The sequence below is a fragment of the Psychromonas sp. KJ10-10 genome (assembly GCF_047323245.1).
GTDB lineage: Bacteria > Pseudomonadota > Gammaproteobacteria > Enterobacterales > Psychromonadaceae > Psychromonas.
Window position 1 is genome coordinate 1,143,696 of record NZ_CP178826.1, and the last position, 23,230, is coordinate 1,166,925.

General features: G+C 34.6%; 29 protein-coding genes. 26 read left to right on the plus strand and 3 right to left on the minus strand.

What is annotated here, in order from left to right:
• The first annotated feature begins 16 nt into the window (after nt 1-16).
• The 23 genes from cmk (at nt 17) to ACLKMH_RS06695 (ending at nt 16,736) form a co-directional block, all read left to right on the plus strand.
• Entirely contained in the window at nt 17-694 is a 678-nt protein-coding gene (gene cmk / locus ACLKMH_RS06585; RefSeq protein ID WP_413701336.1) for a (d)CMP kinase, read from the plus strand.
• A 104-nt stretch (nt 695-798) separates the two neighbouring features.
• A complete protein-coding gene (gene rpsA / locus ACLKMH_RS06590; RefSeq protein WP_413701337.1) occupies nt 799-2,469 on the plus strand; it encodes a 30S ribosomal protein S1 in 1,671 nt (556 codons plus the stop codon).
• 82 nt (nt 2,470-2,551) lie between these two features.
• A complete protein-coding gene (locus ACLKMH_RS06595; protein WP_413701338.1) occupies nt 2,552-2,839 on the plus strand; it encodes an integration host factor subunit beta in 288 nt (95 codons plus the stop codon).
• A 230-nt stretch (nt 2,840-3,069) separates the two neighbouring features.
• Nucleotides 3,070-3,357, plus strand: coding sequence for a LapA family protein (locus tag ACLKMH_RS06600; RefSeq protein ID WP_413701339.1), 288 nt, complete (start codon nt 3,070-3,072; stop codon nt 3,355-3,357).
• A 185-nt stretch (nt 3,358-3,542) separates the two neighbouring features.
• Nucleotides 3,543-3,938, plus strand: coding sequence for a hypothetical protein (locus ACLKMH_RS06605; protein ID WP_413701340.1), 396 nt, complete (start codon nt 3,543-3,545; stop codon nt 3,936-3,938).
• Between the two features lie 76 nt (nt 3,939-4,014).
• On the plus strand, nt 4,015-4,527 hold the full coding sequence (locus ACLKMH_RS06610; RefSeq protein WP_413701341.1) for a hypothetical protein: 513 nt from the start codon (nt 4,015-4,017) through the stop codon (nt 4,525-4,527).
• 144 nt (nt 4,528-4,671) lie between these two features.
• Complete coding sequence (gene pyrF, locus ACLKMH_RS06615; RefSeq protein WP_413701342.1) at nt 4,672-5,370, plus strand: orotidine-5'-phosphate decarboxylase; 699 nt, start codon at nt 4,672-4,674, stop codon at nt 5,368-5,370.
• 14 nt (nt 5,371-5,384) lie between these two features.
• Nucleotides 5,385-6,071, plus strand: a complete 687-nt coding sequence (locus ACLKMH_RS06620; protein ID WP_413701343.1) for a MaoC family dehydratase — start codon at nt 5,385-5,387, stop codon at nt 6,069-6,071.
• 411 nt (nt 6,072-6,482) lie between these two features.
• Nucleotides 6,483-7,604 (plus strand): flagellin hook IN motif-containing protein, encoded by a 1,122-nt coding sequence (locus ACLKMH_RS06625; protein WP_413701344.1) that lies wholly within the window; start codon nt 6,483-6,485, stop codon nt 7,602-7,604.
• Nucleotides 7,591-8,163, plus strand: a complete 573-nt coding sequence (locus ACLKMH_RS06630; RefSeq protein WP_413701345.1) for a flagellin — start codon at nt 7,591-7,593, stop codon at nt 8,161-8,163. Before ACLKMH_RS06625 ends, ACLKMH_RS06630 begins: the two co-directional genes overlap by 14 nt.
• Nucleotides 8,164-8,759: 596 nt before the next feature.
• Nucleotides 8,760-8,945: a hypothetical protein gene (locus ACLKMH_RS06635; protein ID WP_413701346.1), complete on the plus strand. Its 186-nt coding sequence runs from the start codon at nt 8,760-8,762 to the stop codon at nt 8,943-8,945.
• The gene (locus ACLKMH_RS06640) at nt 8,890-10,254 is read left to right on the plus strand and encodes a flagellin hook IN motif-containing protein (RefSeq protein WP_413701347.1); all 1,365 of its coding nucleotides are present in this window, start codon (nt 8,890-8,892) and stop codon (nt 10,252-10,254) included. Before ACLKMH_RS06635 ends, ACLKMH_RS06640 begins: the two co-directional genes overlap by 56 nt.
• Entirely contained in the window at nt 10,238-10,480 is a 243-nt protein-coding gene (locus tag ACLKMH_RS06645; RefSeq protein ID WP_413701348.1) for a flagellin, read from the plus strand. The genes ACLKMH_RS06640 and ACLKMH_RS06645 overlap by 17 nt, the downstream gene beginning before the upstream one ends.
• A gap of 56 nt (nt 10,481-10,536) precedes the next feature.
• A complete protein-coding gene (locus ACLKMH_RS06650) occupies nt 10,537-10,722 on the plus strand; it encodes a hypothetical protein (RefSeq protein WP_413701349.1) in 186 nt (61 codons plus the stop codon).
• A complete protein-coding gene (locus ACLKMH_RS06655; protein ID WP_413701350.1) occupies nt 10,691-10,951 on the plus strand; it encodes a flagellar protein FlaG in 261 nt (86 codons plus the stop codon). The genes ACLKMH_RS06650 and ACLKMH_RS06655 overlap by 32 nt, the downstream gene beginning before the upstream one ends.
• 166 nt (nt 10,952-11,117) lie before the next feature.
• Entirely contained in the window at nt 11,118-11,369 is a 252-nt protein-coding gene (locus tag ACLKMH_RS06660; protein WP_413701351.1) for a flagellar cap protein FliD N-terminal domain-containing protein, read from the plus strand.
• A 263-nt stretch (nt 11,370-11,632) separates the two neighbouring features.
• The gene (fliD, locus tag ACLKMH_RS06665; RefSeq protein WP_413701352.1) at nt 11,633-12,352 is read left to right on the plus strand and encodes a flagellar filament capping protein FliD; all 720 of its coding nucleotides are present in this window, start codon (nt 11,633-11,635) and stop codon (nt 12,350-12,352) included.
• 92 nt (nt 12,353-12,444) lie between these two features.
• Nucleotides 12,445-13,200: a flagellar filament capping protein FliD gene (gene fliD / locus ACLKMH_RS06670; RefSeq protein WP_413701353.1), complete on the plus strand. Its 756-nt coding sequence runs from the start codon at nt 12,445-12,447 to the stop codon at nt 13,198-13,200.
• A gap of 154 nt (nt 13,201-13,354) precedes the next feature.
• On the plus strand, nt 13,355-14,650 hold the full coding sequence (locus ACLKMH_RS06675; RefSeq protein WP_413701354.1) for a 6-hydroxymethylpterin diphosphokinase MptE-like protein: 1,296 nt from the start codon (nt 13,355-13,357) through the stop codon (nt 14,648-14,650).
• Entirely contained in the window at nt 14,617-14,871 is a 255-nt protein-coding gene (locus tag ACLKMH_RS06680; RefSeq protein ID WP_413701355.1) for a hypothetical protein, read from the plus strand. Before ACLKMH_RS06675 ends, ACLKMH_RS06680 begins: the two co-directional genes overlap by 34 nt.
• Nucleotides 14,858-15,340 (plus strand): hypothetical protein, encoded by a 483-nt coding sequence (locus ACLKMH_RS06685; RefSeq protein WP_413701356.1) that lies wholly within the window; start codon nt 14,858-14,860, stop codon nt 15,338-15,340. The genes ACLKMH_RS06680 and ACLKMH_RS06685 overlap by 14 nt, the downstream gene beginning before the upstream one ends.
• A 21-nt stretch (nt 15,341-15,361) precedes the next feature.
• A complete protein-coding gene (locus ACLKMH_RS06690) occupies nt 15,362-15,763 on the plus strand; it encodes a tetratricopeptide repeat protein (protein ID WP_413701357.1) in 402 nt (133 codons plus the stop codon).
• Entirely contained in the window at nt 15,735-16,736 is a 1,002-nt protein-coding gene (locus ACLKMH_RS06695) for a hypothetical protein (RefSeq protein ID WP_413701358.1), read from the plus strand. Before ACLKMH_RS06690 ends, ACLKMH_RS06695 begins: the two co-directional genes overlap by 29 nt.
• A gap of 83 nt (nt 16,737-16,819) precedes the next feature.
• Here ACLKMH_RS06695 and ACLKMH_RS06700 read toward each other — a convergent pair whose 3' ends face one another.
• Nucleotides 16,820-17,977, minus strand: a complete 1,158-nt coding sequence (locus ACLKMH_RS06700) for an ATP-grasp domain-containing protein (protein WP_413701359.1) — start codon at nt 17,975-17,977, stop codon at nt 16,820-16,822.
• A gap of 48 nt (nt 17,978-18,025) precedes the next feature.
• Nucleotides 18,026-19,114 (minus strand): DegT/DnrJ/EryC1/StrS family aminotransferase, encoded by a 1,089-nt coding sequence (locus ACLKMH_RS06705; RefSeq protein WP_413701360.1) that lies wholly within the window; start codon nt 19,112-19,114, stop codon nt 18,026-18,028.
• A gap of 400 nt (nt 19,115-19,514) precedes the next feature.
• Between ACLKMH_RS06705 and ACLKMH_RS06710 the strand changes: the two genes are divergently transcribed.
• Together ACLKMH_RS06710 and ACLKMH_RS06715 are read left to right on the plus strand one after the other, a co-directional pair.
• A complete protein-coding gene (locus ACLKMH_RS06710) occupies nt 19,515-20,198 on the plus strand; it encodes a radical SAM protein (RefSeq protein ID WP_413701361.1) in 684 nt (227 codons plus the stop codon).
• The gene (locus ACLKMH_RS06715; protein ID WP_413701362.1) at nt 20,173-20,481 is read left to right on the plus strand and encodes an SPASM domain-containing protein; all 309 of its coding nucleotides are present in this window, start codon (nt 20,173-20,175) and stop codon (nt 20,479-20,481) included. The genes ACLKMH_RS06710 and ACLKMH_RS06715 overlap by 26 nt, the downstream gene beginning before the upstream one ends.
• Nucleotides 20,482-20,658: 177 nt before the next feature.
• On the opposite strand, the gene ACLKMH_RS06720 is transcribed toward ACLKMH_RS06715, so the two are convergent.
• Nucleotides 20,659-21,756, minus strand: coding sequence for an FkbM family methyltransferase (locus ACLKMH_RS06720; protein ID WP_413701363.1), 1,098 nt, complete (start codon nt 21,754-21,756; stop codon nt 20,659-20,661).
• 241 nt (nt 21,757-21,997) lie between these two features.
• Here ACLKMH_RS06720 and ACLKMH_RS06725 point away from each other — a divergent pair, with 241 nt between their 5' ends.
• The gene (locus tag ACLKMH_RS06725) at nt 21,998-23,209 is read left to right on the plus strand and encodes an FkbM family methyltransferase (protein WP_413701364.1); all 1,212 of its coding nucleotides are present in this window, start codon (nt 21,998-22,000) and stop codon (nt 23,207-23,209) included.
• Nucleotides 23,210-23,230 lie beyond the last annotated feature (21 nt).

Genomic DNA, 23,230 nt, shown 5'->3' on the forward strand with positions numbered 1-23,230 from the left:
GGATCAAATCGCAAGTATGAATATAATTACAATTGATGGCCCAAGTGGTTCAGGCAAAGGCACTGTGTGTCACATTTTAGCGGACAAATTAGGCTGGAATTTATTAGACAGCGGTGCTTTATATCGCATTTTAGCTTACGTCGCTTTGCAAAAAAATATTGATTTAGATAATGAACAAAAATTAGCAACATTAGCAATCAATTTAGAAGTTGCTTTTATATCCAATGGTACTGGCGTAGATACTCTTCTAGAAGGGGAAAATGTCGGTGATAAATTGCGTACTGAAATAGTTGCCGAGGCGACTTCTAAAGTTGCTTCAATTCAAATTGTTCGTGATGCATTACTAGAGCGTCAAAAAGCTTTTTATCAATTACCGGGTTTAATTGCTGATGGTCGAGACATGGGAACCATTGTTTTCCCTGACGCCACAGTAAAAGTATTCTTGGATGCAAGTGCTGAAGAGCGAGCCGAGCGTCGCTTTAATCAGTTGCAAAACAAAGGTTTTGATGTTAGCATCGCGCAAATTTTAAGCGAAATCAAAGATCGAGATGATCGAGATAGAAATCGAACTGTAGCCCCATTAAGGCCTGCAGAAGATGCTATAGAAATTGATTCAACCTCATTAACGATTGATGAAGTTGTTAGTCAAGTTATTGATTTAGTAAAGCTTAAATTCGATTTGGTAGTAAAATAATTTACTGCTATTAATATATCGTTTCATGGATGAAATGATAATTTTTCTTGCCTCCCTCGCGAATGGAATGTGATGGGTTGTATAAAATAAGTGTGAATAAATAGATGATGGAATCTTTTGCTGAACTATTTGAAGAATCTCTTCAACAGGTAGAAACTCGCCCAGGTACAATTGTTAAAGGTACAATTGTTGGAATTCGTAACAACCTAGTATTCGTTGATGCTGGCCTTAAATCTGAAGCGGCTATCGATGTTGCAGAGTTTAAAAACACTGCTGGTGAAATCGAAGTTGCTATTGGCGATGTTGTAGACGTAGCGTTAGACGCGGTAGAGGACGGTTTCGGTGAAACTAAACTTTCTCGTGAAAAAGCGAAACGTCACGAAGCTTGGATCCAGCTTGAGAAAGCATACGAAGACCAAGAAACTGTTATCGGTGTTATTAACGGTAAAGTTAAAGGTGGTTTCACTGTTGAATTAAACGGTATTCGTGCATTCTTACCTGGCTCATTAGTTGACGTACGTCCGGTACGTGACACTATGCACCTTGAAAACAAAGATATTGAATTCAAAGTGATCAAACTTGATCAAAAACGTAACAACGTTGTTGTATCTCGTCGTGCTGTTATCGAAACAGAAAACAGTGCAGAACGTGAAGAGCTACTTGAAAATCTTCAAGAAGGTCAAGACGTTAAAGGTATTGTTAAGAACCTTACAGACTACGGTGCATTCGTAGATCTAGGTGGTGTTGACGGTCTACTACATATTACTGATATGGCTTGGAAACGTGTTAAACACCCAAGTGAAATCGTAAATGTTGGTGATGAAATCAACGTTAAAGTACTTAAATACGATCGTGAGCGTACTCGTGTTTCACTAGGTCTTAAGCAACTAGGTGAAGATCCATGGGTTGCTATCGCTAAGCGTTACCCAGAATCAACTCGTTTAACTGGTAAAGTAACTAACTTAACTGATTACGGTTGTTTCGTTGAAATTGAAGAAGGCGTTGAAGGTCTTGTTCACGTTTCTGAAATGGATTGGACTAACAAAAACATCCACCCATCTAAAGTTGTTAACTTAGGTGACATGGCTGAAGTTATGGTTCTAGATATCGATGAAGAACGTCGTCGTATCTCTCTTGGTCTTAAGCAATGTAAAGCTAACCCATGGGAAGAGTTCTCTTCAACACACGATAAAGGCCAGAAAGTTTCTGGTAAAATCAAGTCTATTACTGACTTCGGTATCTTCATCGGTCTTGACGGAAACATTGATGGTCTAGTACATCTTTCAGATATTAGCTGGGATGTTGAAGGCGAGAAAGCTGTTCAAGAGTACAAAAAAGGCGACGAAATCGAAGCTGTTGTACTACAAGTTGACCCAGAGCGTGAGCGTATTTCTCTAGGTATCAAGCAAATTGTCGCTGATCCGTTTAATAATTACTTAGCAGAAAATAAGAAAGGGTCTATTGTTAACGGTACTATCTTAGAATCTGATGCTAAAGGTGCAATCGTGACACTAGCTGATAGTGTTGAAGGTTACATCCGTGTTGCTGACATTTCACGTGACCGTATCGAAGATGCGTCTACGATTCTGAAAGTTGGTGAGCCTGTTGAAGCTAAATTCGTTGGTGTTGATCGTAAAAACCGCGTAATTAGCCTTTCTATCAAAGCGAAAGACGAAGCTGATGAGAAAGAAGCAATTGATAGCTTAAAAGAGCAAGATGAAGCAAGCATGGGTAATGCAATGCTTGACGCATTCAATGCGGCTAAAGGCAAATAATTAATTGGGAAGGGTAGCGATATCCTTCCTAATTAACTGGAGTCTACTTACTGCATTCAATAACTAAAAAATGAGGTAAATTATGACTAAGTCTGATTTGATTGAAAGACTAACCAGCAAGCACTTTCAATTGTCTATTAAAGAAGTTGAGGACAGTGTAAAAGAAACGCTACAACTTATGACAAATTCTCTTGCCCAGGGCGAGCGAATTGAAGTCAGAGGTTTTGGTAGTTTTTCATTACATTATCGTGCACCACGTATCGGACGTAATCCTAAAACAGGAGATAAAGTCGAATTAGGTGGTAAACATGTGCCACACTTTAAACCTGGCAAAGAGTTGAGAGAGCGAGTTAACGCCGTTAATGCTTAATGCATAACAGACCACAAAATGGTGCTTTTAAAGCACCATTTTTTTTGTCTAAAATATAGACACATCTCGTCAAATTATGGGATCCAACTTCCTGATTATAGGTCGCTTACTCATTTTGTTTCTTGCATGATAACGGGTATAATCCTAAGTTAATTTATAATACACTTAGGCTCTGTTAATTTTGAAATGTTAACAGGCCCTTTCCCCACTCACTTGTAAAGAGCTAAAATATGAAACGTTTTATTTTATTAGTGTTGCTTGTTTTATTATTTATCATTGCGATTGTTTTAGGTTTAAAAAACCAACAAACAGTTAATATTAATTATATCTTGGCGCAAAGTGATATTCGCTTATCAACCTTACTGGCGATTAATTTCATGTTAGGTTTTATTGTTTCTGCTTGTATTGGCATGCTTTTCTATTTACGTTTAATGATGAAAACGCGCAATCTTCGTAAGTTAAATAAAAATCAACGTAAAGAGCTGAGCTTGTTACGTGCTACAGACACTAAAGACTAGTCAGCAGTGCAGGAGATATTTTTCCTCCTTTTACCTGTCGCGACTTTTTATGGCTGGTATATGGGCGTGCGTAGCGTTCATCAAAAAGCACAAAAAAAGAAAATAAACTAAGTCGTGATTACGTTAAGGGACTTAACTTTTTACTTAGTGATCAACCCGATAAAGCTGTTGATCACTTTATTGCCTTGTTAGATGTTGATAGTGAAACAATTGAAACACATCTTGCCCTAGGCAATTTATTTCGTCAAAGAGGCGAAGTAGAGCGCTCTATTCGTATTCATCAAAACCTCATAGCACGTCCCTCCTTAACTCGTGAGCAAAGAGATTTAGCATTATTACAACTAGGTCGAGACTTTTATCAGGCAGGGCTATTTGACCGCTGTGAAGAGATATTTTTACAATTAAAACAATCCCCTGAATATAAACAAGTCGCATTAGAAAACCTGCTAAATATTTATCAGCAATTAAAGGACTGGAAAGAGGCTGTTGCTATCACAGAAGCCTACAATCGATTAGGCAAGGTTAAGCCAAAACGCAGAAACACTTTCCTATTTATATTGCAGTCTAGCGCTAGAAGATAAAGATGAAAAACAGCAGGTAAAACTATATAGAAAAGCGTTATCGATTTTTCCTGCCTGCGTTAAAGCAAGCATAGCCTTGAGTGATTATTATCAAAGAATCAATCAGACAGAAAAAGCGCTACAAGTTTTGCAGTCGATCCCTGATGAAGATATTGAATTTAGTGAAGTGATCTTAGATAGGCTTTTACTTCTTCATCAAAAGTTGGGAAGCGAAGAAGAACTCATAAACTATTTATATCGCATTATTAGTTTAGGTGCCGGTGCAAGTAGTGTTGTTCTATTGTCTAAGTTGATAGCACAATTTAGAAGCGTAGAAAAAGCTCAAGCATTTATGCTTCAAGAGTTACGCCGTAACCCTACCATGAAAGGCTTTAATCAATTGATGACCTATCATTTGACCCTTTCTGAAGCGGAAAATGAAGCAGAGAGTCTCTCTTTTTTACAGAAACTAGTTGCTGAACAAATAAAATTACGTCCAAAATATCGCTGTCAAAAATGTGGCTATTCAAGTAATAAGTTATTTTGGTTGTGTCCTTCCTGTAAAAGCTGGGGAAGGATCAAGCCAATTCGGGGCCTCGACGGCGAATAGAGCTTTAAAGCTATAAGCGAAAACATGCTTTAAGGCTGGAAGGCTAAACATGAAAAGCATATTTCGAGGCTTTAAAGCTAAGGGTACAAGATATGCTTAAAGCCTTAAAGCCTTAAAGCTTATTTAAATTAATTAAGGAAGAAAATGAATTTGTTAGATCCAAAAGTTGTTATCGCATTAGATTACGACGATAAACAAACTGCACTCGATTTTATAAATCAACTAGATCCCACTACTTGCCGTCTAAAAATTGGCAAAGAAATGTTTACCCACTTTGGTCCTGATTTCGTTAAACAAATTGTTAATAAAGGCTTTGATGTTTTCTTAGATCTTAAATTCCATGATATTCCTAATACCGTCGCTAAAGCGGTAAAAGCAGTTGCTGACCTTGGTGTTTGGATGGTAAACGTACATGCGAGTGGTGGAAGACGCATGATGGAAGCGGCTAAAGCGATCCTTGAACCATACGGAGATAAAGCGCCTCTACTGATTGCTGTGACTGTATTAACTAGTATGGATGAAAGTGATTTAAAAGAGCTTGGCATTGACCTATCGCCTCTTGAGCAAGTAAAACGTCTTGCAACCTTAACTAAGTCATCAGGTCTTGATGGTGTTGTTTGCTCTTCACATGAAGCAACAGAATTAAAAGCATTGTTAGGTAAAGAATTTAAACTAATAACACCAGGTATTCGCCCTGCTGGCAGTGATGCCGGTGATCAACGACGTATTAAAACGCCGAAACAAGCCATGGACTCTGGCTCTGATTATTTAGTGATTGGTCGACCTATTACTCAAGCTGATAATCCAGCACAAGTATTAATGGATATCAATGCAACTTTATAAAGCCGGAAAATGTTATGAAAAGATTTGATATCAACAAATATAAAGCTGAGTTTATGGAAAGGTTCGCGGTCGATTTTACACCTTGGATGTCTCCAACAATTCGTGATTATTATTCGCTGTTTATCAAAAAAGCGCATAGTAACAGAGAACAATTACGTTCATGGGTAAGAGAGTATTCCATCCTTAAGGATGGTAAATCTATCAAGGTTGCTCAAAAGCCTGTACAACTTTCACCTGAAGCAAGAGAACTCTTTTTGACATTACAGACTCAAATTGGTCAAGAGATACATGTTGGCGATTGGCTAACGATCTCACAGGATCGCATTGATCAATTTGCTAATGTTACGGAAGATAAACAATGGTTGCATAATGATGTTGAAAGAGCAGAAAAAGAGTCTCCTTTTAAAACTACCATTGCTCATGGTTTTTTAACGCTGTCTTTATTACCTCGCTTAACGGGTAGCGTTGATGCAGATAAACCACTCTATCCTGACGCAAAAATGACAGTGAATTATGGTTTAAACCAGGTACGTTTTCCTTATCCTGTCAAAACCGGCAGTGTGATCCGCGCACACAGCCGTTTAATCAAGATCACCCCGATCAAGCGTGGTATTGAGATCGAAAAAGAGATCACTGTTGAGATCCAAAATACACGCCGACCAGCCTGTGTGGCTGTGTCAGTAGTTCGTGTCTATTTTTGACTATATGTAATGATGATCTTTTGACGGATTAAAAAGATCATCGCTTATACTTGCCTTTTAACACCTCTTTTTGCCATTCTTCCAATATTTTCCAATAAAATTCTAAAAACTTGCCACCCTTAGAAAAGCTAGATATTCAAACTATATTGCCATTTTAGCGCAAAGATCCTTTTATCTCATTCAAGATCCTCTTTTTCACTTTAAAAATAACTCTATGATTTTTAATAATAAATCTAGTCATAAAATCATAACTGAATTTTTAAAATCTCAAATCACCCTAGAAATAATGCTGGCTTTAAAAGTTGGCATGTAAATCGCATTATAACCCGTGAGAGTAAAAATTGACGGCAAAACGAACAAAACTTGCCGATTTTCCCCATTCAGGGATTGATAGGAACAAAGGAGTAAATTATGCCACAAATAATAAATACCAATATAATGTCGTTGAATGCACAACGCCAATTAAACAAAAGCCAGCTCACTCAAAATGAAGCCATGGAACGTTTATCCTCTGGTTTACGTATCAACAGCGCAAAGGATGATGTCGCCGGTCTTGCTATTTCAACGGGTATGCAATCGCAAATTCGTGGTATTAATCAAGCCGTTCGAAATTCAAATGATGGTATTTCAATGACCCAAACTGCCGAAGGGTCAATGGATGAAATGACTAACATTTTACAACGTATGCGTGAACTTTCTGTTCAAGTCGCCAATGATACAAACTCTTCAGAAAATAAAATTTCTATTCAGAAAGAGGTTGATCAGTTATATGCAGAGTTAGATCGTATTTCAAGCACAACCCAGTTTAATGGGAGCAATTTATTAGATGGTTCTAATTCATCAACAACCCTACAAATCGGTGCGAATGCTGGTGAAAGTCTAACCTTTTCTATTGAAGCCGTTACAAATGCAAGCTTGGGTTTAGATGGTGGCGTAAATAAAGGTGATTTAAATGGTGGGCGTGTAACTGCTGGGGCTCTGGATGCATCATTAGTAGCTATTAATGGGGTCAATATTGGAGCTACTGAAGCACCAGGAGGCGCTGATGAAATACAACGTGTGATAAATCAACAAACAGCTGAAACAGGTGTTGTTGCTGATGCATACAATATTGTGGAAGGCAAGTCTGGTAGTGACGTCACAGGTATTACTTCTGGATTAGAGATTACTGTTGGTACAGATGTTACTGTCACATTAGGTGCCACTTCATCAATGGAAAACCTTGCTGAAACTATTAATCGAGATGTTGCGGGATTAACTGCAACTGTAGGCGATGACGGTCAGTTGATCTTAAATAATGATACCGGAAAATCAATTATCGTAGGTGGAAATTTAGGCGATTCAGGCTTAGAAGGTGCACCGACAACCTATGAAGGGTACTTAGGCTTAACAAGTCAAACAGGTGAGCCTATTGATATTGGTGCTGGTGACGGAGTCGCTTCTGATGTCAAAGCGTTTGGTTTTTTAATTTCAAATGGAAATGCGGTGACAGGAGAAGCACCTACAGGTGGGTCTATTGATGCTCGCGGATGAGTTAACTATTAATGGTGTTGAAATTGTCAGTACAGGCAGTGCTATCGGTGATCAGCTAACAACAATTAATAAAATGACTGATGAAACTGGGGTAACTGCGACATTGTCTTCTGCTGGAACTGAGCTTATTTTTACTGCAGAAGATGGTGGAGATATTGTCATCGCTAGTGGTGCGGATACAGTTGCGGCAAGAAAGACCGCTTTAGACAAACTAGGAGTCAATGAGGTTGGAGGTACAGCTGTAACTGATTTAGGGCTTAGTGTAACGACGTCGGAAAAAGCAGTTCGTAGTTTAGAAAAAATAGATAATGCTTTACAACAAATTTCTGAGTCTCGAGCGAATTTAGGTGCTATTCAAAACCGGTTAGGCTCTACAATTTCTAATCTTGAAAATGTTTCACAAAACTTATCTGCATCGAATTCTCGTATTCAAGATGCTGACTTTGTGACTGAAACGTCGAAAATGAGTAAAGCACAGATCCTACAGCAAGCAGGTACTTCAATGCTTTCTCAAGCTAATGCAAGTACTCAAAATGTACTATCGTTATTACAAGGATAAAGTGAGGTGGTGAATCTAGCTAAATAAACGGCAATAACTTGCCATGTTAGTTTGATTTGCCATTACAGGTAAAATGGGTGAAAGGTTTCGTAGGTTTTTACTCTCATTTTCTCCTCAGTTTCCACCCATTTAAAGGTAGCCTCGGCTACCTTTTTCTGTTTTAAGCTTTCGAGCTACGAGCTTTTTAGCCAATACATTTTGACTTTTATTTTGAACTAAGCAATTAGTCATCAGTTTTAGCTTTCCGCTTTGCCTCTGATTTTGAACTTACTGATAGTTATTTTTTAACCATTATTCGCTAAATTAATAATAGTTAAATAACTGAAAATAAATATAAAAATATTTTTGTTTTTAACCAGCTGACAGCTGACAGCTAACAATTGACTACTATTTTGTTATTTTTCCCTAAAGTTATTTTTCCCTTGGTCGATAAAGTTATTAAGTCTGAACATCGACTGTTTTGAAAATGAACCGTTAAAGAAATTACAAAATTAATTAAAGTTATTTTTTAAGCGGTCGATAAAGAAATATAACCAATTCAACTGACCAAATTTATTTAATAGTTAAGTCAGAAATAAATAACCAAGGAGCACATCATGGCATCAGTAATCAATACAAACGTAATGTCGCTAAATGCGCAACGTCAATTAAACAAATCACAAAGCACACAAAACGAAGCGATGGAACGTTTGTCTTCTGGCTTACGTATCAACAGCGCAAAAGACGATGTCTGCTGGCCTTGCAATCTCTACTGGTATGCAGTCTCAAATCTCTGGTATTAACCAAGCAGTTCGAAATGCAAATGATGGTATCTCGATGACGCAAACCGCTGAAGGCTCAATGGATGAGATGACTAACATCCTTCAACGTATGCGTGAATTATCAGTGCAATCTGCCAATGATACAAACTCAGCAGAAAACAGAGCCTCAATCCAAAAAGAAGTTGACCAACTTAGCTCAGAATTGGACCGTATCGCAGAAACAACAGAGTTTAACGGTACTAAATTATTAGATGGCTCTGCTGGCTCTACAACCTTACAAATTGGTGCAAATTCAGGTCAAACACTTAGTTTTTCTATTGATTCAGTAACAACAAATGATTTAGGTTTAAATGGTAACTTAAATAAAGAAGATGTGAATGGTGGTCGTGTAACAAGTGGTGATGTTGCCGCTAGTTCAATCGAAATAAATGGTGTTTCAATTGGCGCTGTTGAAACAAGTAAAGATTATGGTAATGCACTCGCTAACATGGCAAGTGTTATTAATGAAAAATCAGCAGAAACAGGTGTCACTGCAAGTGCATATAATGTGGTACAAGGCGATGCAATTGATTCTGCAGGTGCGGTACCATCAGGGATTACTTCAGGAATGACTATTAAAGTTGGTGATGGAGCGACTACTACACTAGGCGCTACCTCTTCAATGGACAATTTAGTTGATACAATTAACCGTGATATTACCGGCGTTACGGCATCACTTGGCGACCAAGGTGAATTGTTATTAACTAATGATACTGGTGCTGAAATTACAGTTGCAGGAACAACAGCTGGTTCTGGTATGACATCAATAACAGGTGCGCAGGAAGGGTATATAGCTCTAAAAAGTGATGATGGTAGCGCGATTAGTGTTAATGACTTTGAAGATACGACTAGTGCTAGTAACGCAAGTGATTTTGGTTTTACAGTTGTTAATGGTGCCGACTCTATTCTTGCTACTGTCGCCTCTTATGATGCTACTGATGGCATAACGGCAGCTGACGGACTACAAATTAATGGTGTTGACCTTATTGCTAGTTCTGCTGTCGATATAGATACTACAGTTTCAGCTGTAAATGCTTTAACTGAAGAAACAGGTGTAACTGCAACTGCTGTAGGTACAAGCATACAATTCTCAACCTCAGATGGAAGTGCAGTTGAGATTACATCTAATGCGACTACGCAGGTCGCTCGTGATACTGCACTAGCTTTAGTTGGCCTTGATAATGAAATGGGTGGTAAAAGCATTGACTCGCTAGGAACAGATGTATCTACAATGTCAGGTGCAATGAGTAGTATTGATAAAATTGATGCTTGCATTGGAGAAAATCAGTGAATCTCGAGCTGGATTAGGTGCAATTCAAAACCGTTTAGATTCAACGATTTCTAACTTAGAGAATGTTTCACAAAACTTATCAGCATCTAACTCTCGAATTCAAGATGCAGACTTTGCTGAAGAAACATCTAAAATGAGTAAAGCGCAGATCTTACAACAAGCAGGTACATCAATGTTGTCGCAAGCAAATGCATCAGCTCAAAGTGTACTTTCACTACTTGGCTAAGTATTTAGGTAGCTAATAAAATGTGATTAATAGCTCCCTAGCAATAGGGGGCTTTTTTGCCATATGGTCATAGAGAAGAGGTTATTATGTCTGATTTTAATATTACATTATCACCTTCTAGTTTAGTAGGAATTGAAAAAGAGAATATAAAAAATACTCAAACAGAAGAAGAGGTTGTTACTTCAGTTGCTAAATCTGAAGCAATTACCGATGATAAAGAAAAAAGAAATAAAAGATACTGAGCAATCATCCAGCACAGTAAAAGAAACCGTTGAAGAAATGAATGCTTTTTTTCAAAATATGCAACGTAACTTATCTTTTTCAGTAGATGAAGAGTCTGGAGAAAAAGTAATTTCAGTAAGAGATTCAGAAACTGAAGAAGTTATTCGACAAATACCTTCGGAAGAGTTGGTTGTTTTACGCAAAAAAATGGATGATGTAGTCGGTATTTTGTTTGATACAAAGGTGTAAGTAGTCGCGAGCATCGAGCGACGAGTATCGACAAACTAAAAAGCTAATCCTTCGAAGCTCTAAGCTAGCAAGCAACTCGAGGCTGATATTAATTGGTATAAATTTTGCATTGATCACAGCATTAAAAATTGCTAATTGTAGATGATACAGAAAATAAGGAATTATTATGTCTTCAATCACTTCAACAGGTCTTGGCTCTGGTCTAGATATCAATACGATTGTTACTGCCATTGTTGATGCAGAAAAAGATCCTGCGTTAACAAAGATGACTGAAGCGGCCGTCGAAGCAACGGCAATGATCTCCTCCTACGGCTTGCTAAATAGTGAACTTTCCACTTTTAAATCATCTTATAAGCAACTCGGTTATGATTCTAGCTTTGCACTGCCACATCCACGAGTAGCGACTCTTCAATTTTAGATGCAACTATAGGTTATGGTGCAGATACTGGACAGTGGGAATTTGAAGTTAAGCAAAGAGCACAAGCTCATACGTTAGTTTCTGCTGAGTCAATTGCATTTACTGATGTTACAGATGAGATCGGAGAAGGTATTATTACGTTAACTTATGGCACCTATAGTGGTGTCGATAATGATACTTTTACTGCTGACTCTGATAGAACATTTGAAACAATCAGCATCTCTAACGACATTGATCCTATTACCGGGAAAAGTAATAACTCATTGGAAGGTCTGCGTGATGAAATAAATGATGCAGATAATAATTTTAGTGTCTCTGCATCCATTATTAATGACGGTACTAATTATCGCTTAATACTAACTAGTAAAGAAACCGGTGAAAAAAGTGCCGTAGAATTGACTGCTACAGATCTTTCTGGTGGTGCTATTGCAACAAACACAGGATTGGATCGTTTTACGTATAGCGCCACTAGTAAAAATATGACTGAAACCGTTGTTGCTCAGGATGCTGAACTTGTGATGAATGGTATAACCATTACTAGTGACAGTAATGATGTTACTAGTGTCATTGAAGGTGTCACTTTAAACTTAAATAGTGCAGAAGAGGGAAAAACAGTTTCCTTAAAAATTGACGCAGATACCAGTGAAGTCGAAGAGCAAATTCAAGCCTTTCTTGAAAGTTATAATAATACTATGTCTAAAATGAATGAATTAACGGCTTTTAACGGTGTTGATGCAAGCGACAATGGGGTGTTAAACGGTGATTCAACGATACGTAATATTCAGACTATGATGCGTGGCGTTTTAAATACACAAATGGATCATATTGATGGCTCGATACATAGCTTTGCTGACTTAGGTATGCTGACTCAACGAGATGGAACATTAGAATTAGATACTACTATGCTTGAAGAAGCCTTAAAAAATGATTTGCAAGGCGTTGCTGACTTTTTACAGCAACAGGCGCGACAACAGACTCATTAATTTCATTTGATAGTAACGACAGTGCGACTAAACCAGGAACCTACGCAGTCGAAGTCACACAGCTAGCTACGCAAGGAACTTTAGATGCTACAGTGGTCGCAGGGCTAACCATGGATGATAATAACAATAGCTTTCAAATACGCGTAAATGGTTATGAGTCGAGTTTAATTGACTTAACTATTGGCACTTATACCAGTGTTGATGAAATGATTATTGAAATGCAAGCTAAAATAAATTCTGATTCAAATTTAAAAGATAATGATATTAGTGTCAACATTACTAATGATGCTGGGAAGCTATCAATTACTTCTAATAAGTATGGTTCATCTTCAACAGTTGCATTTACTAATAGTGATGCTAACTTTATTTCTAATTTAGGCTTTTCAGGCTCGACGAGTGTTGCGGGTTTAAATGTTGAAGGTATGATTAATGGTATTTCTGCAAGCGACGATGGCCAGTATTTATTATCTGAATCTGGCGATTCAGAAGGCATTAAATTACTTATTGAAGGCGGTGCTCTTGGAGACCGTGGCAATGTGACTTATTCTGAAGGGTTAACCACAGTAATGAATGATTTATTAGATAGTATTATTGATACTAATATATCGGAGTCTAGTGGGGATGTTGCTTCGAGCCAAGGAATTATTGATGGAAAAGTTGACTCACTTTATAAGAAAATTACTGACTTAGAAGAGCAAGAGGAAGCATTAACATACCGTATGGATAATTATGAAGAGCGTTTGTATACACAATTTAATGCAATGGATATTGCCGTTTCAAATTTAAATAATACCATGAGTTATTTAGAAAGTGCTTTAGATGCGCTACCTGGTTATACCAACGACTAATTAGCCTATAAGTTTAAAAGCGCTTATATTATTAATCATCTCTTTATATCCTATGATTAATCATAGGCAAAAGAGATAGTGCACATTTGATCTATTTTTTTTAATATTTAACTACTATTTAGATATAATATGTTTATTTTAATCAGGTGCTTAAATGTCTTCTCAGATAGACCCTTTACTAATAAAAATTCAAACTCAAATATTACAAGCGACTTTTTTAAAGAATATGGCATGTTTGAAGTTACATATGCCCTCCGTATATCAATTTTTTCAACATTATCAGCCTCAAAAAGTACAGTTAGCATTTGATAATAATGGAGAAGTAAATCTTTCAACGGGTGACCAATTTGTATATGGCGAAGATCCTAAAGCATCTTCTTTAGCCCAAGTTGAAACGTTTTTAAAAAATCCCCCTTGCTTTGATTTTGAGATTTCATTAAGAAATGATGAAAACTATCAATACCAACATGAAAAAGTCATTAATCATATTTACAAGAAGCGTCGTCAGGAATTAGGTGTCAGTTCTCCTTTCTATATGCAGGATGGGGGGCAAATTAATTTTATTGCTGTGATTGGGCTTGGCCTTGGTTATCATGTTGAACATTTATTTAAGCAGTTTTCGATACGCTCAGTATATATTTTCGAGCCTGAACCAGATGTTTTTTTTGCGGCTTTACACACTGTTGATATGAGTGTTTGGTTTAATTCTTGTACAAGTTTAGGTGGGGAGTTGACGTTTAAAATTGGCGGCGTAGAAAGTGTTTTTGTTAATGAAATAGCTCAATATTTTAAACGTGAAGGTTATTTTCTTCTCCCTCAATTGTATTTATATCGCCATTATATAAGTGATAAAACAACAGATGCATTTAAACTGATCAGAGAGTTGGAATATCGCTATAAAAGCGGTTGGGGCTTTTGTGAAGATGAAATTATTGGGATTTCACATACTCTATCTAATATTTCTGATAACAAAGCCTCTATTTTACTAGAAAATGCAAAACTGTATAAAAAAGAACAGCCTGTTTTTATTATTGGTAATGGCCCCTCTCTTGATAATGACTTGGCCTATATAAAAGCTAATCAAGAAAAAGCTATTATTATTTCCTCTGGTACCTCATTAAAACCTTTATTAAATTATGGTATAACGCCTGATATACATGTAGAGCAAGAAAGGCCTAAAAGTATTTATCAATGGGTGAAAAAAATAGGTTATGAAAATAAATTAAAAGAAATTCCATTGCTTTGTTTAAATACTGTTTATCCAGGCATACTGAACTTATTTAAGCAACCTTATGTCATGCTCAAAGCTGGCGATGCAGGAACGTCATTTATTCATGAATATGTTTCAAATAAATATTTAGAATTATTTTTTGTAATCCTACTGTTACGAATGCTTCTACTGCGGGAGCTGTTGCCATGGGATTTAAGGAAATATACTTATTTGGATTAGATTACGGCTTTAAATCTGAAGAAGATCATCATGCTAAGGGCAGTGTTTATCAAGAAATGGAAGGTTTTAAGATGACAGGGGATTTTAAAGTCCCTGCAAATTTTGAAGGAGAGGTTTATACCCGACGAGTATTTGATAGCTCACGTGGTGTATTAGAAATGCTCTTAGAACAAAATCCGACGATAAAATGTTTTAATGCCAGTGACGGTGCTCGCAATTAAACTAACAACACCTATGAGATCCCAAAACTTTCCTAAATTTAAACGTATAAAAAATAAGAATAAAATTGTTGAGAGTTATCTGAAAAGTTGTTTCAATGATTCTTATAGTTTCGATCACGATCTTTATACTGAATTTTCTAGTGCATTGCCTTATTTTTCTAACTACATATCTTTTCTAATTGAAACGCTTAATGATGTAAAAACTAAGAGTGAGCTTACAAGTGCTTTTTCAATACAGTTTAAATTTGTGATGCAATATGAAAAGGACAGAAATAAATTACTTTTCCATCGATTTTTTATTGGCACAATAAACTTTTTGCAAGCAAGTATCATGAATAATGTTTCTCGTTATAAAGATGAAAAAGCACAACAAGATTTTATTCAATATTGTATCACAGAAATGAAAGAGCATTTATTGTTCCTATTAGACGATGTAAGTACACACTATAATAAACCTGCAAGAGCTTAACTCAATATTGGAAATTACATAATGCACTCTCAAAAAATGCTGGTTAAATTAAAAAAAGCAAGCACTGAGTCCCAAAAAGGCAACTATTTAAAGTCAATTTCTCTTTGTAAAAAAATATTGGATAAAGAGCCTAGTAATGTTACTTCGTTGAAGCTATTAGCAACTAATTTAATTAAACTCAATCGTTTTTCCGAAGTTGAAATTGCACTAAAAAAAGCAATAAAGCTAGTCACGGAAGAAGAGTCATATCCACTTTTACATTTATTAGGGTGTAATTATATTAGTTTAAATAATTATTCTGTTGCACTTAATGTACTTGAAGAGTTATTTAATAGAACTGGTGATAGTAAAGTCTTATTAGATATTGCGCTCTCATACGCTAAGTTATACGAATATGAAGTCAGCTCGCGATGTTTATTTTAAATTGATAGAGTTAGAACCAAATAACCATCAAGCTAAATTTAATCTTTATCCTATTCTGTTACATTTTCAAGATTATAAAAATGCTTGGGTATGTTTTCACAGTCGACTTCAGCGTCAAGAAATCATCGATCAAATTCATTGGTTCGCTCCTATGTGGAATGGAGAACCATTAACTGGTAAAACAATATTAATTTATCCTGAGCAGGGAATCGGGGATAATTTAGCTTATACAGGATGTTTTGCAGAGGCGATTGCGGATGCTAAGCATGCCTATATTGCTTGTGACAATCGTTTAAAAGGCTTATATAAATACAACTTCCCTAATGCGACAATACTTTCCTATGAAGATATTAATATCGCTCAAACTATTAATGCAGATATTGATGTGCAGATTTTAGCTGGGTCTTTATCTTATTTATATCGTGAAACACAAGAGTCCTTTGTTAATCAGAAGTTACTAGGTATCTCTCCAGATTTAATAAATAAAGTGAATCAAAAACTATCAAAAGAAAAGTTAAAAGTTGGAATTTCTTGGTTTCATGGTCGAATTAATGATGGTAATGAATTTTCTATGTATCTTGAAGAGTTGCTACCAATATTAAAAATAGAAGGTATTGAGTGGGTTAATTTACAATTTGGGGAGTGGCAAAAAGAAGTCAAGAGTATTACTGACAAAAACAATATTACTATCACTCATATTGATGAATGTGCCGCTTCGGGAGATTTTAATCAATATGGTGCACTTATTTCAAATTTAGACTTAGTTATTTCAGCGAGTAACGTCGCACTTATGTTTGCTTCACGTTTAGGGGTTAAAACGTGGATGTTTTTACCTGGTTCTTCGCAAAGCAATAACCTTAACCTCGATTCTTCTGTTATCAAAAATGACCACGTATTTTATGGTCAAAATGATAATGATTGGAGCGAAGTCATCCAGCAGTTCGTGAATGAATTAACTTATCGTTTAAAGTGACTTTAGATTGTTTTTCTAAAAAATTTTTAGAAATAGAGTTGGGATATTAGCAAAGTAATTTTTCTAGGTTAGGTATTTTATAGTTACAGGTTTAATGTTTCTATTTCGATTAATTCTTTTAGATTTTTTGTTAATAGCTCCATTTCTACTTTGCTTTTGTGTTCTATAAAATATATTCCTGACTTCCCAAATGGCGCCTTTTTCATTATTTCCCCTGTATTTTTCAGAGGAATATATAAGCTATTAAGACAGTCGATATTAAGTTTTGTGCTAATAAAAATACAATTTTTATCAGTTGTTACAGTATGTCTAGAAATATATTTATCAGTAACTGTTATAACTTTTTCAGGTAGCTCTATATTACAAAAAGGAAGAGCGTATAGCTCTGCGTAGTCTACACCGGTAGACTTTTTGATGAGTTGGCTATATAAATCACCTGGACTTCGCCTTGCGACTTCAATTAAGTAAAAATTATCATCCTTAACTAAAAATTGAGTATGAATTAAACCATCACACAGATTTAAATCATCTGCGAATTGTTCTGTCCAATTCCTTAATTGAGTTTTGATATTGTCTTGTAGATTAGTTGATACATTAGAACTGTTAACTTGATAAGGGTATACAGTACAATATTCATTAACAAAAAAATCTATTAGTATTTTTTTATTTTTAATAAAAGCAGAATGGCTATATAGCTCTCCTTCGATAAACTCTTCAGCGATAACTGCTCCCTCACTGGAAAAGCTTTTCGCTTGTGACCAAAAGGTTGTCGCTTCATCAATGTTATAGGCTTTGCTAATTCCTTTTCCACTAAATGAGTCTATAGGCTTTATCAAAATTGGAAAATTAAGTTTGCTAATATCGTTAATATTATCAATTGCCTTAGGGATTGAGTATTGATGTTCTTCCGCAAATGCTCTGAACTTATCTTTATGATGGATAATTAATGCTGTCTCGTAGCTATCGAATCCTGGTAGACTTAATTTTTCTGCAACAAAAGAGGATGATAAATAAGACTGGTCGTTGCATCCAGGAACAATACCTATATATTTCTTTTCTTCGGCGTGTTTGAGTAATGCATTGTAGTTTGAATAATCTAGTTTAACTGAATGATCTGCTAAGATATGGCAAGGATCACTAATGAGACTTCCTGCAACAGTTAGATTAAATTTTTTCTTATGTATTATTTCTAATATTGGTAATACGCAAAAGTTTGCATCACATAAAAGAATATTATTCATACCACGACCTTTTATACCTTTATATTATGATGATTAACTATAATCATCTCAATTCGATTCGTTTTGTAACGTTTTGATTATTGTTTTTATGATTAAATCTACATTTGATTTTGATAGATCAGGGTACAAAGGTAAACATAAAATTCGACTACAAATATCTCTTGAAATGGGCATAAACTGTTCTGGTTTTATATAGTTAAGAGAATCTAAGGAAGGAAAAAAATACCTTCTAGGGAAAATGTCTACATTATTTAATGCATTTTTTACGTTAATCATTTGCTTATGATCTTTTAAAATTATTGGAAAATAACTGTAATTTGGCGATGCATTTTTATTTGTTGTTTGCAATTGAACTATTTTATTAAGGCCTTTTTCATAAATACGGTAAAGACTTTTACGTTGAGCTTTAATTTGTTCCATTTCATCAAGTACACATAAGCCCATTGCGACCTCAAATTCATTCATTTTAGCATTTGTTCCCAATGCAACGATTGACTCTTCATTTTGAATACCAAAATTTATTAAATATCTAATTTTCCTGAGCAATGTTTCATCATTGACAATTAAAGCTCCCCCTTCAATCGTATGAAAAAGTTTTGTTGCATGGAAGCTAAGTGTAGAAATATCGCCATAATTTAATATATTCTGTTCTTTATATTGTACATCAAAAGCATGTGAGGCATCGTAGATTACTTTTAGTCTATTTTTGTTTGCAATATGCTGAATCTCTTCCACCTCGCATCCATTCCCAAAAATATGAACAGGTACGATCGCTGTTGTATCTTTAGTGATAGTCGCTTCGATTGTTTTTGGGTTTATATTTAAAGTGGATGGGTTTATATCTGCAAATATAGGGGTTAGTCCATTGGTCACAAGAGAGCTGGTTGTTGCTACAAAACTAAAAGGCGTTGTAATGACATGTCCCTTTATCTCTAAAGCTCTATAAGCTGTTTCTAATGCTACTGTACCATTTGCTACTAAGACGATATTTTTTACATTTAAATAAGTCGCTAATCTTTTTTCTAATCGTTGGACCATTTTACCATGATTCGTAACCCAACCACTTTCAAAAATTTCATCGATGTATTGATGATATTTGTCTTTATTTGGTAAGTATGTTTTGGTTACATGAATCATTATTATATTTCCTCTGGCTTAATCACTTTGCTCTAATGCAATGAAGGGAAAAAGTCTGGTTAATTTTCCAGAAATGTCTAAATTTAACTTAAACACTTTAATATTTAGAATATAGGCTAATATATTGATAAGTTTAAATAATCGGGGAATTAAATTATGCTCTGTACTCACTATATTTTTTAATTTTCTGAATTAGGCTATAATTACTTTAGCTTAGAGTAGAGAATACAGATTATTAGAGTTAATAATAATACCTTCCTTTAATGCTCAAATCTATATAGCGATGTAGCTTTTTGTGTCAACAAAGCTAAGTTGAATGAGTGATAGTAATAAGTAACGTTTTATAATACGGACTATATCTAAAGTTATTAAATACTTTAGATTTATTTTGGATGGATATATGAAAGTACAATTAAATAAAATTCCTGCAATTTATTATTGGGATAATTTTTTAGCTTCTGAAAATATAGTTCAATTATTTGATGGTAATAGCAGTAAAATGCGAAGCATGAATAAGAGGGAATTATTTCATAAGTTTGTATGTATTATTAATATTGAAACAAGTACTTTCTGTAATAAAAAATGTACTTATTGTCCTATATCTACTTTTGATAGAAAGAATCAAATACTTATGGATGATCTAGTTTTTACAAACATAGTTACTGATTTACAGTCAATAAATTATTCTTCAACTATTAGTTTAAATATTTTTAATGAGCCTCTAGCAGACAATACTATCTATGAAAAAATACAAAGAATTAGGAGTGCTTGCCCGGATGCTTTTATTAAATTTAATAGTAATGGAGATTATATTAAATTAAGTGTGTTAGATAGGCTTGCTAGTTTAGGTGTTAATGCGATTTTTGTTACATTACATCCAGAACCTAAAGAAGGCTATAGTGATAAAAGCCGTTTAAAGCATTTTAAAAAGTTTTTTTCTAAATTAGAACTTAACTGGGAAGTTGATGAATTAATCCCTGCACAGAAAATAACTAGTGATAATTCGTACAAAGGAATGAGGTTACTGGTTGAAGCGCATAACTGGGAAGTTAAAGGTAATGATCGAGGAGGTTTCTGTTCCTGAATTAAGTACTACTATGCGTACAAACCCATGTGTTAGACCAATACGCGAGTTTTCTATTTCATACGATGGTAGTGTATATCCATGTTGCCAATTTTTTACTGATGATAGTGAAAGCCATAAATATAGAATAGGTAAACTTGAAGCTACCGATAGTAGTAAACGTATTAATATTTTTGATATTTATGCTTCTAAACTTATGTCACAGTGGAGAAAAGATTTATTGCCATTCTCGTTAAAAAAACGCCTTGCTCAAGTTGTAATGATCCAGATAATTCATGCTTAAATTCAAGCCACTTTCGAGATAGGGTAATTGATAGCTTTAGTGAATAGTCCTTCTCTAAATAAGTTGTGTAATGGTTTTATTCGCTACTTAAGCTCAAATAATCTTAGTAGGTCATTTGCAAATAATGATATTTAGTTGGTACATATTATGTGAGTTTATGGGCTAAATCGGTATAACCTAACGTATTGGAAGGAAATACATTACTGTTTCTGACCATCCTTCTGTGTAGTGTCGTATAAAGACCTTGTAATCATTTCGTATACCCATGATAAAATCATAAATTTTCCAAAAATCATCAGCCTTATGATAGGCGACTATAGCAAGTTTAGGGTGATCAAGAAAGATATGTTTTCTTGCTCCTTCAAGGGCATTAATTTCCCAACCTTCAAGATCCATTTTGATAAATGATACTGTTTCATTAATTAATAAATCAATAGGAGCAACATCTATGACGACATTACCATTTTCACATACTGAGCTTGCAGAACCTGAATTAGAAGAGAAGTTTAATTGTTCAACTTTGTTTGATACTCCTTTAGAAATGTAGGTTATATTGGAATAATTTATTAACCTATCTTTTGCTTGTTGCATATTTTTAATGCTAGGTTCTATTAAATACACTTTTTTGTAGTTTGGATACCTTTTGCAAAATTGTTCAGTTGTATCTCCTGTAAATCCACCTGCATCTACAAAAACCTCATCGTTATAATCCATAAATGGTTCAAAGTATTGCTCGAGAGGTCTAAAGCTATAATTATTTAAATAACTAATATCTGCAGTTAACCGATAAGAAATCAAATCATTAAATACTTTTTTAGATTCTTCATCTTCTAAATGTTCATAAACATTGCGCCATTTTTTATTGGAATTTACAAAGTCATTTCGCATCTCTTTAACAAAATCAGGAATAGTTAAATTTGCATTAAATTTTAATAAATCAGTAAGGTTTATAATATTAGAACAGCCCTGTTCAAGTGCTCTATTTAATGCCGTCGAAGGTTTGGTACATAATATACAATTTACAATCACTGAGTTAGTTTGAGATGAGATGTCTTGCATTTTAAAGATAGGTAAACCATCTAATATACTATCATTAGTGAAATCGTCAATATAGCCTGCAATAGGTATTTCTTTACTTAAGGTTATTGAGTGTTCGTTTATTCCTAGAGCATAACACCTGATTGTTTCATTCTTATCAAAAATACTTTTAATTATCTTTAATTTATGATGATCTTTTAATGACCAACTCGATATTAATTCAAACAAATCTATCATTTTAAGCTGATTTCCTATTGATACTAGTTATACCCTACGATATTTTATCATTAAGTATTTCATCCGTGATGAAATTATATAACACGGCCATTCTTTACATCGTCATTCATTTTCCATATACATTATTATGAAGTGTTGAATAATATATGTTACATACTCACGAAATCTAAATGAATTTAAACATTTGAAATTCATTGAAGATAGAATAATAACAGTTTTTATTTTGTAAATGAGAGATAAAATGGTCAATTTTTATAAGGTTTTCCTAGAAAGATACTTTTATGCAGTACATAAAAGTAAATATAGTTACTACGATGAATTTAGAACGGCTTCATCTGGCAGGGCTTCCCTCATATATAAACTTGAAGTTACAATTAGTTTAATTGAGAGAGCTTTTAAATTTCTTACAAAAAAGTATATAACTCAAGATGAATATAGTCTGATTATGGTTAATAAAAATAATTACTTTATTCAACATATTGAAGAATTAGAAGGAACCTATCTTTTATTCACTGATGACTATAGTAGAGAAAAGTATTTAGATTATATTGTATTTAAGTCGGTGGCCTCCTTTAAAAGTAGGTTGCCTTTTGATTCCGAGAATTTAAAAAAGCAATTAAAAAGTTCTTCAAACCTGATCGTTGATCATAAATTAATGTTATATGATCTGAATAAAATAGGTTATAACATTAAGTTTATTGGCTCTGAAAAAGGAATTGTTCTTGATTTTATACTTGAACAATATGCTTATAATCAGTTGGTTAAAGTAGAAACTGATGATGTAGTTATTGATTGTGGAGGAGCAACGGGAGATACCGCACTATATTTTTATGGCAAAGGAGCTAAAAAAGTTTATGTTTATGAGTTTTTACCTTCCAGTTTAAAAGTTATTAATCAACAGCTTTTAAATAATGGTATTACACAAGATAAGGTTGAGGTTATTCAAAAAGCCATTTGGGATAAATCTGATCAAGAACTAAGTTATTTAGATCGTGGCAATGCGAGCATAGTAGATAAAAAAGGTAAGTATTCAGACTCTATTATGACCTTAACTATTGATGATATGGTAATAAAGAAGGAGTTAAATAGGGTAGATTTTATCAAAATGGATATAGAAGGTGCTGAGGTAGTCGCTTTAAATGGTGCTTATAAGTGTATTCAAAAACACAAACCTAAACTCGCTATTAGTGTTTATCATAAAAATGATGATTTAATTACAATTCCAACACTGATAAAAAAAATGAACCCTAATTATCAGTTATATTTCGATTATTATACTAACACAGGTGCCGAGGCAATATTGTATGCTATTGATAAGGGTCAGCTTGTGAAAAAGTATATAATTTATACTCCTGGGTTTGATTCTACTAATGGTGGCTCTATTGCTATGCATAGGTTATGTGATCTTTTGAATAGTAATGGTTACGAAGCTTTTATATGGCAGGGGGATTAGAAAAGGAAATAACTACCAACC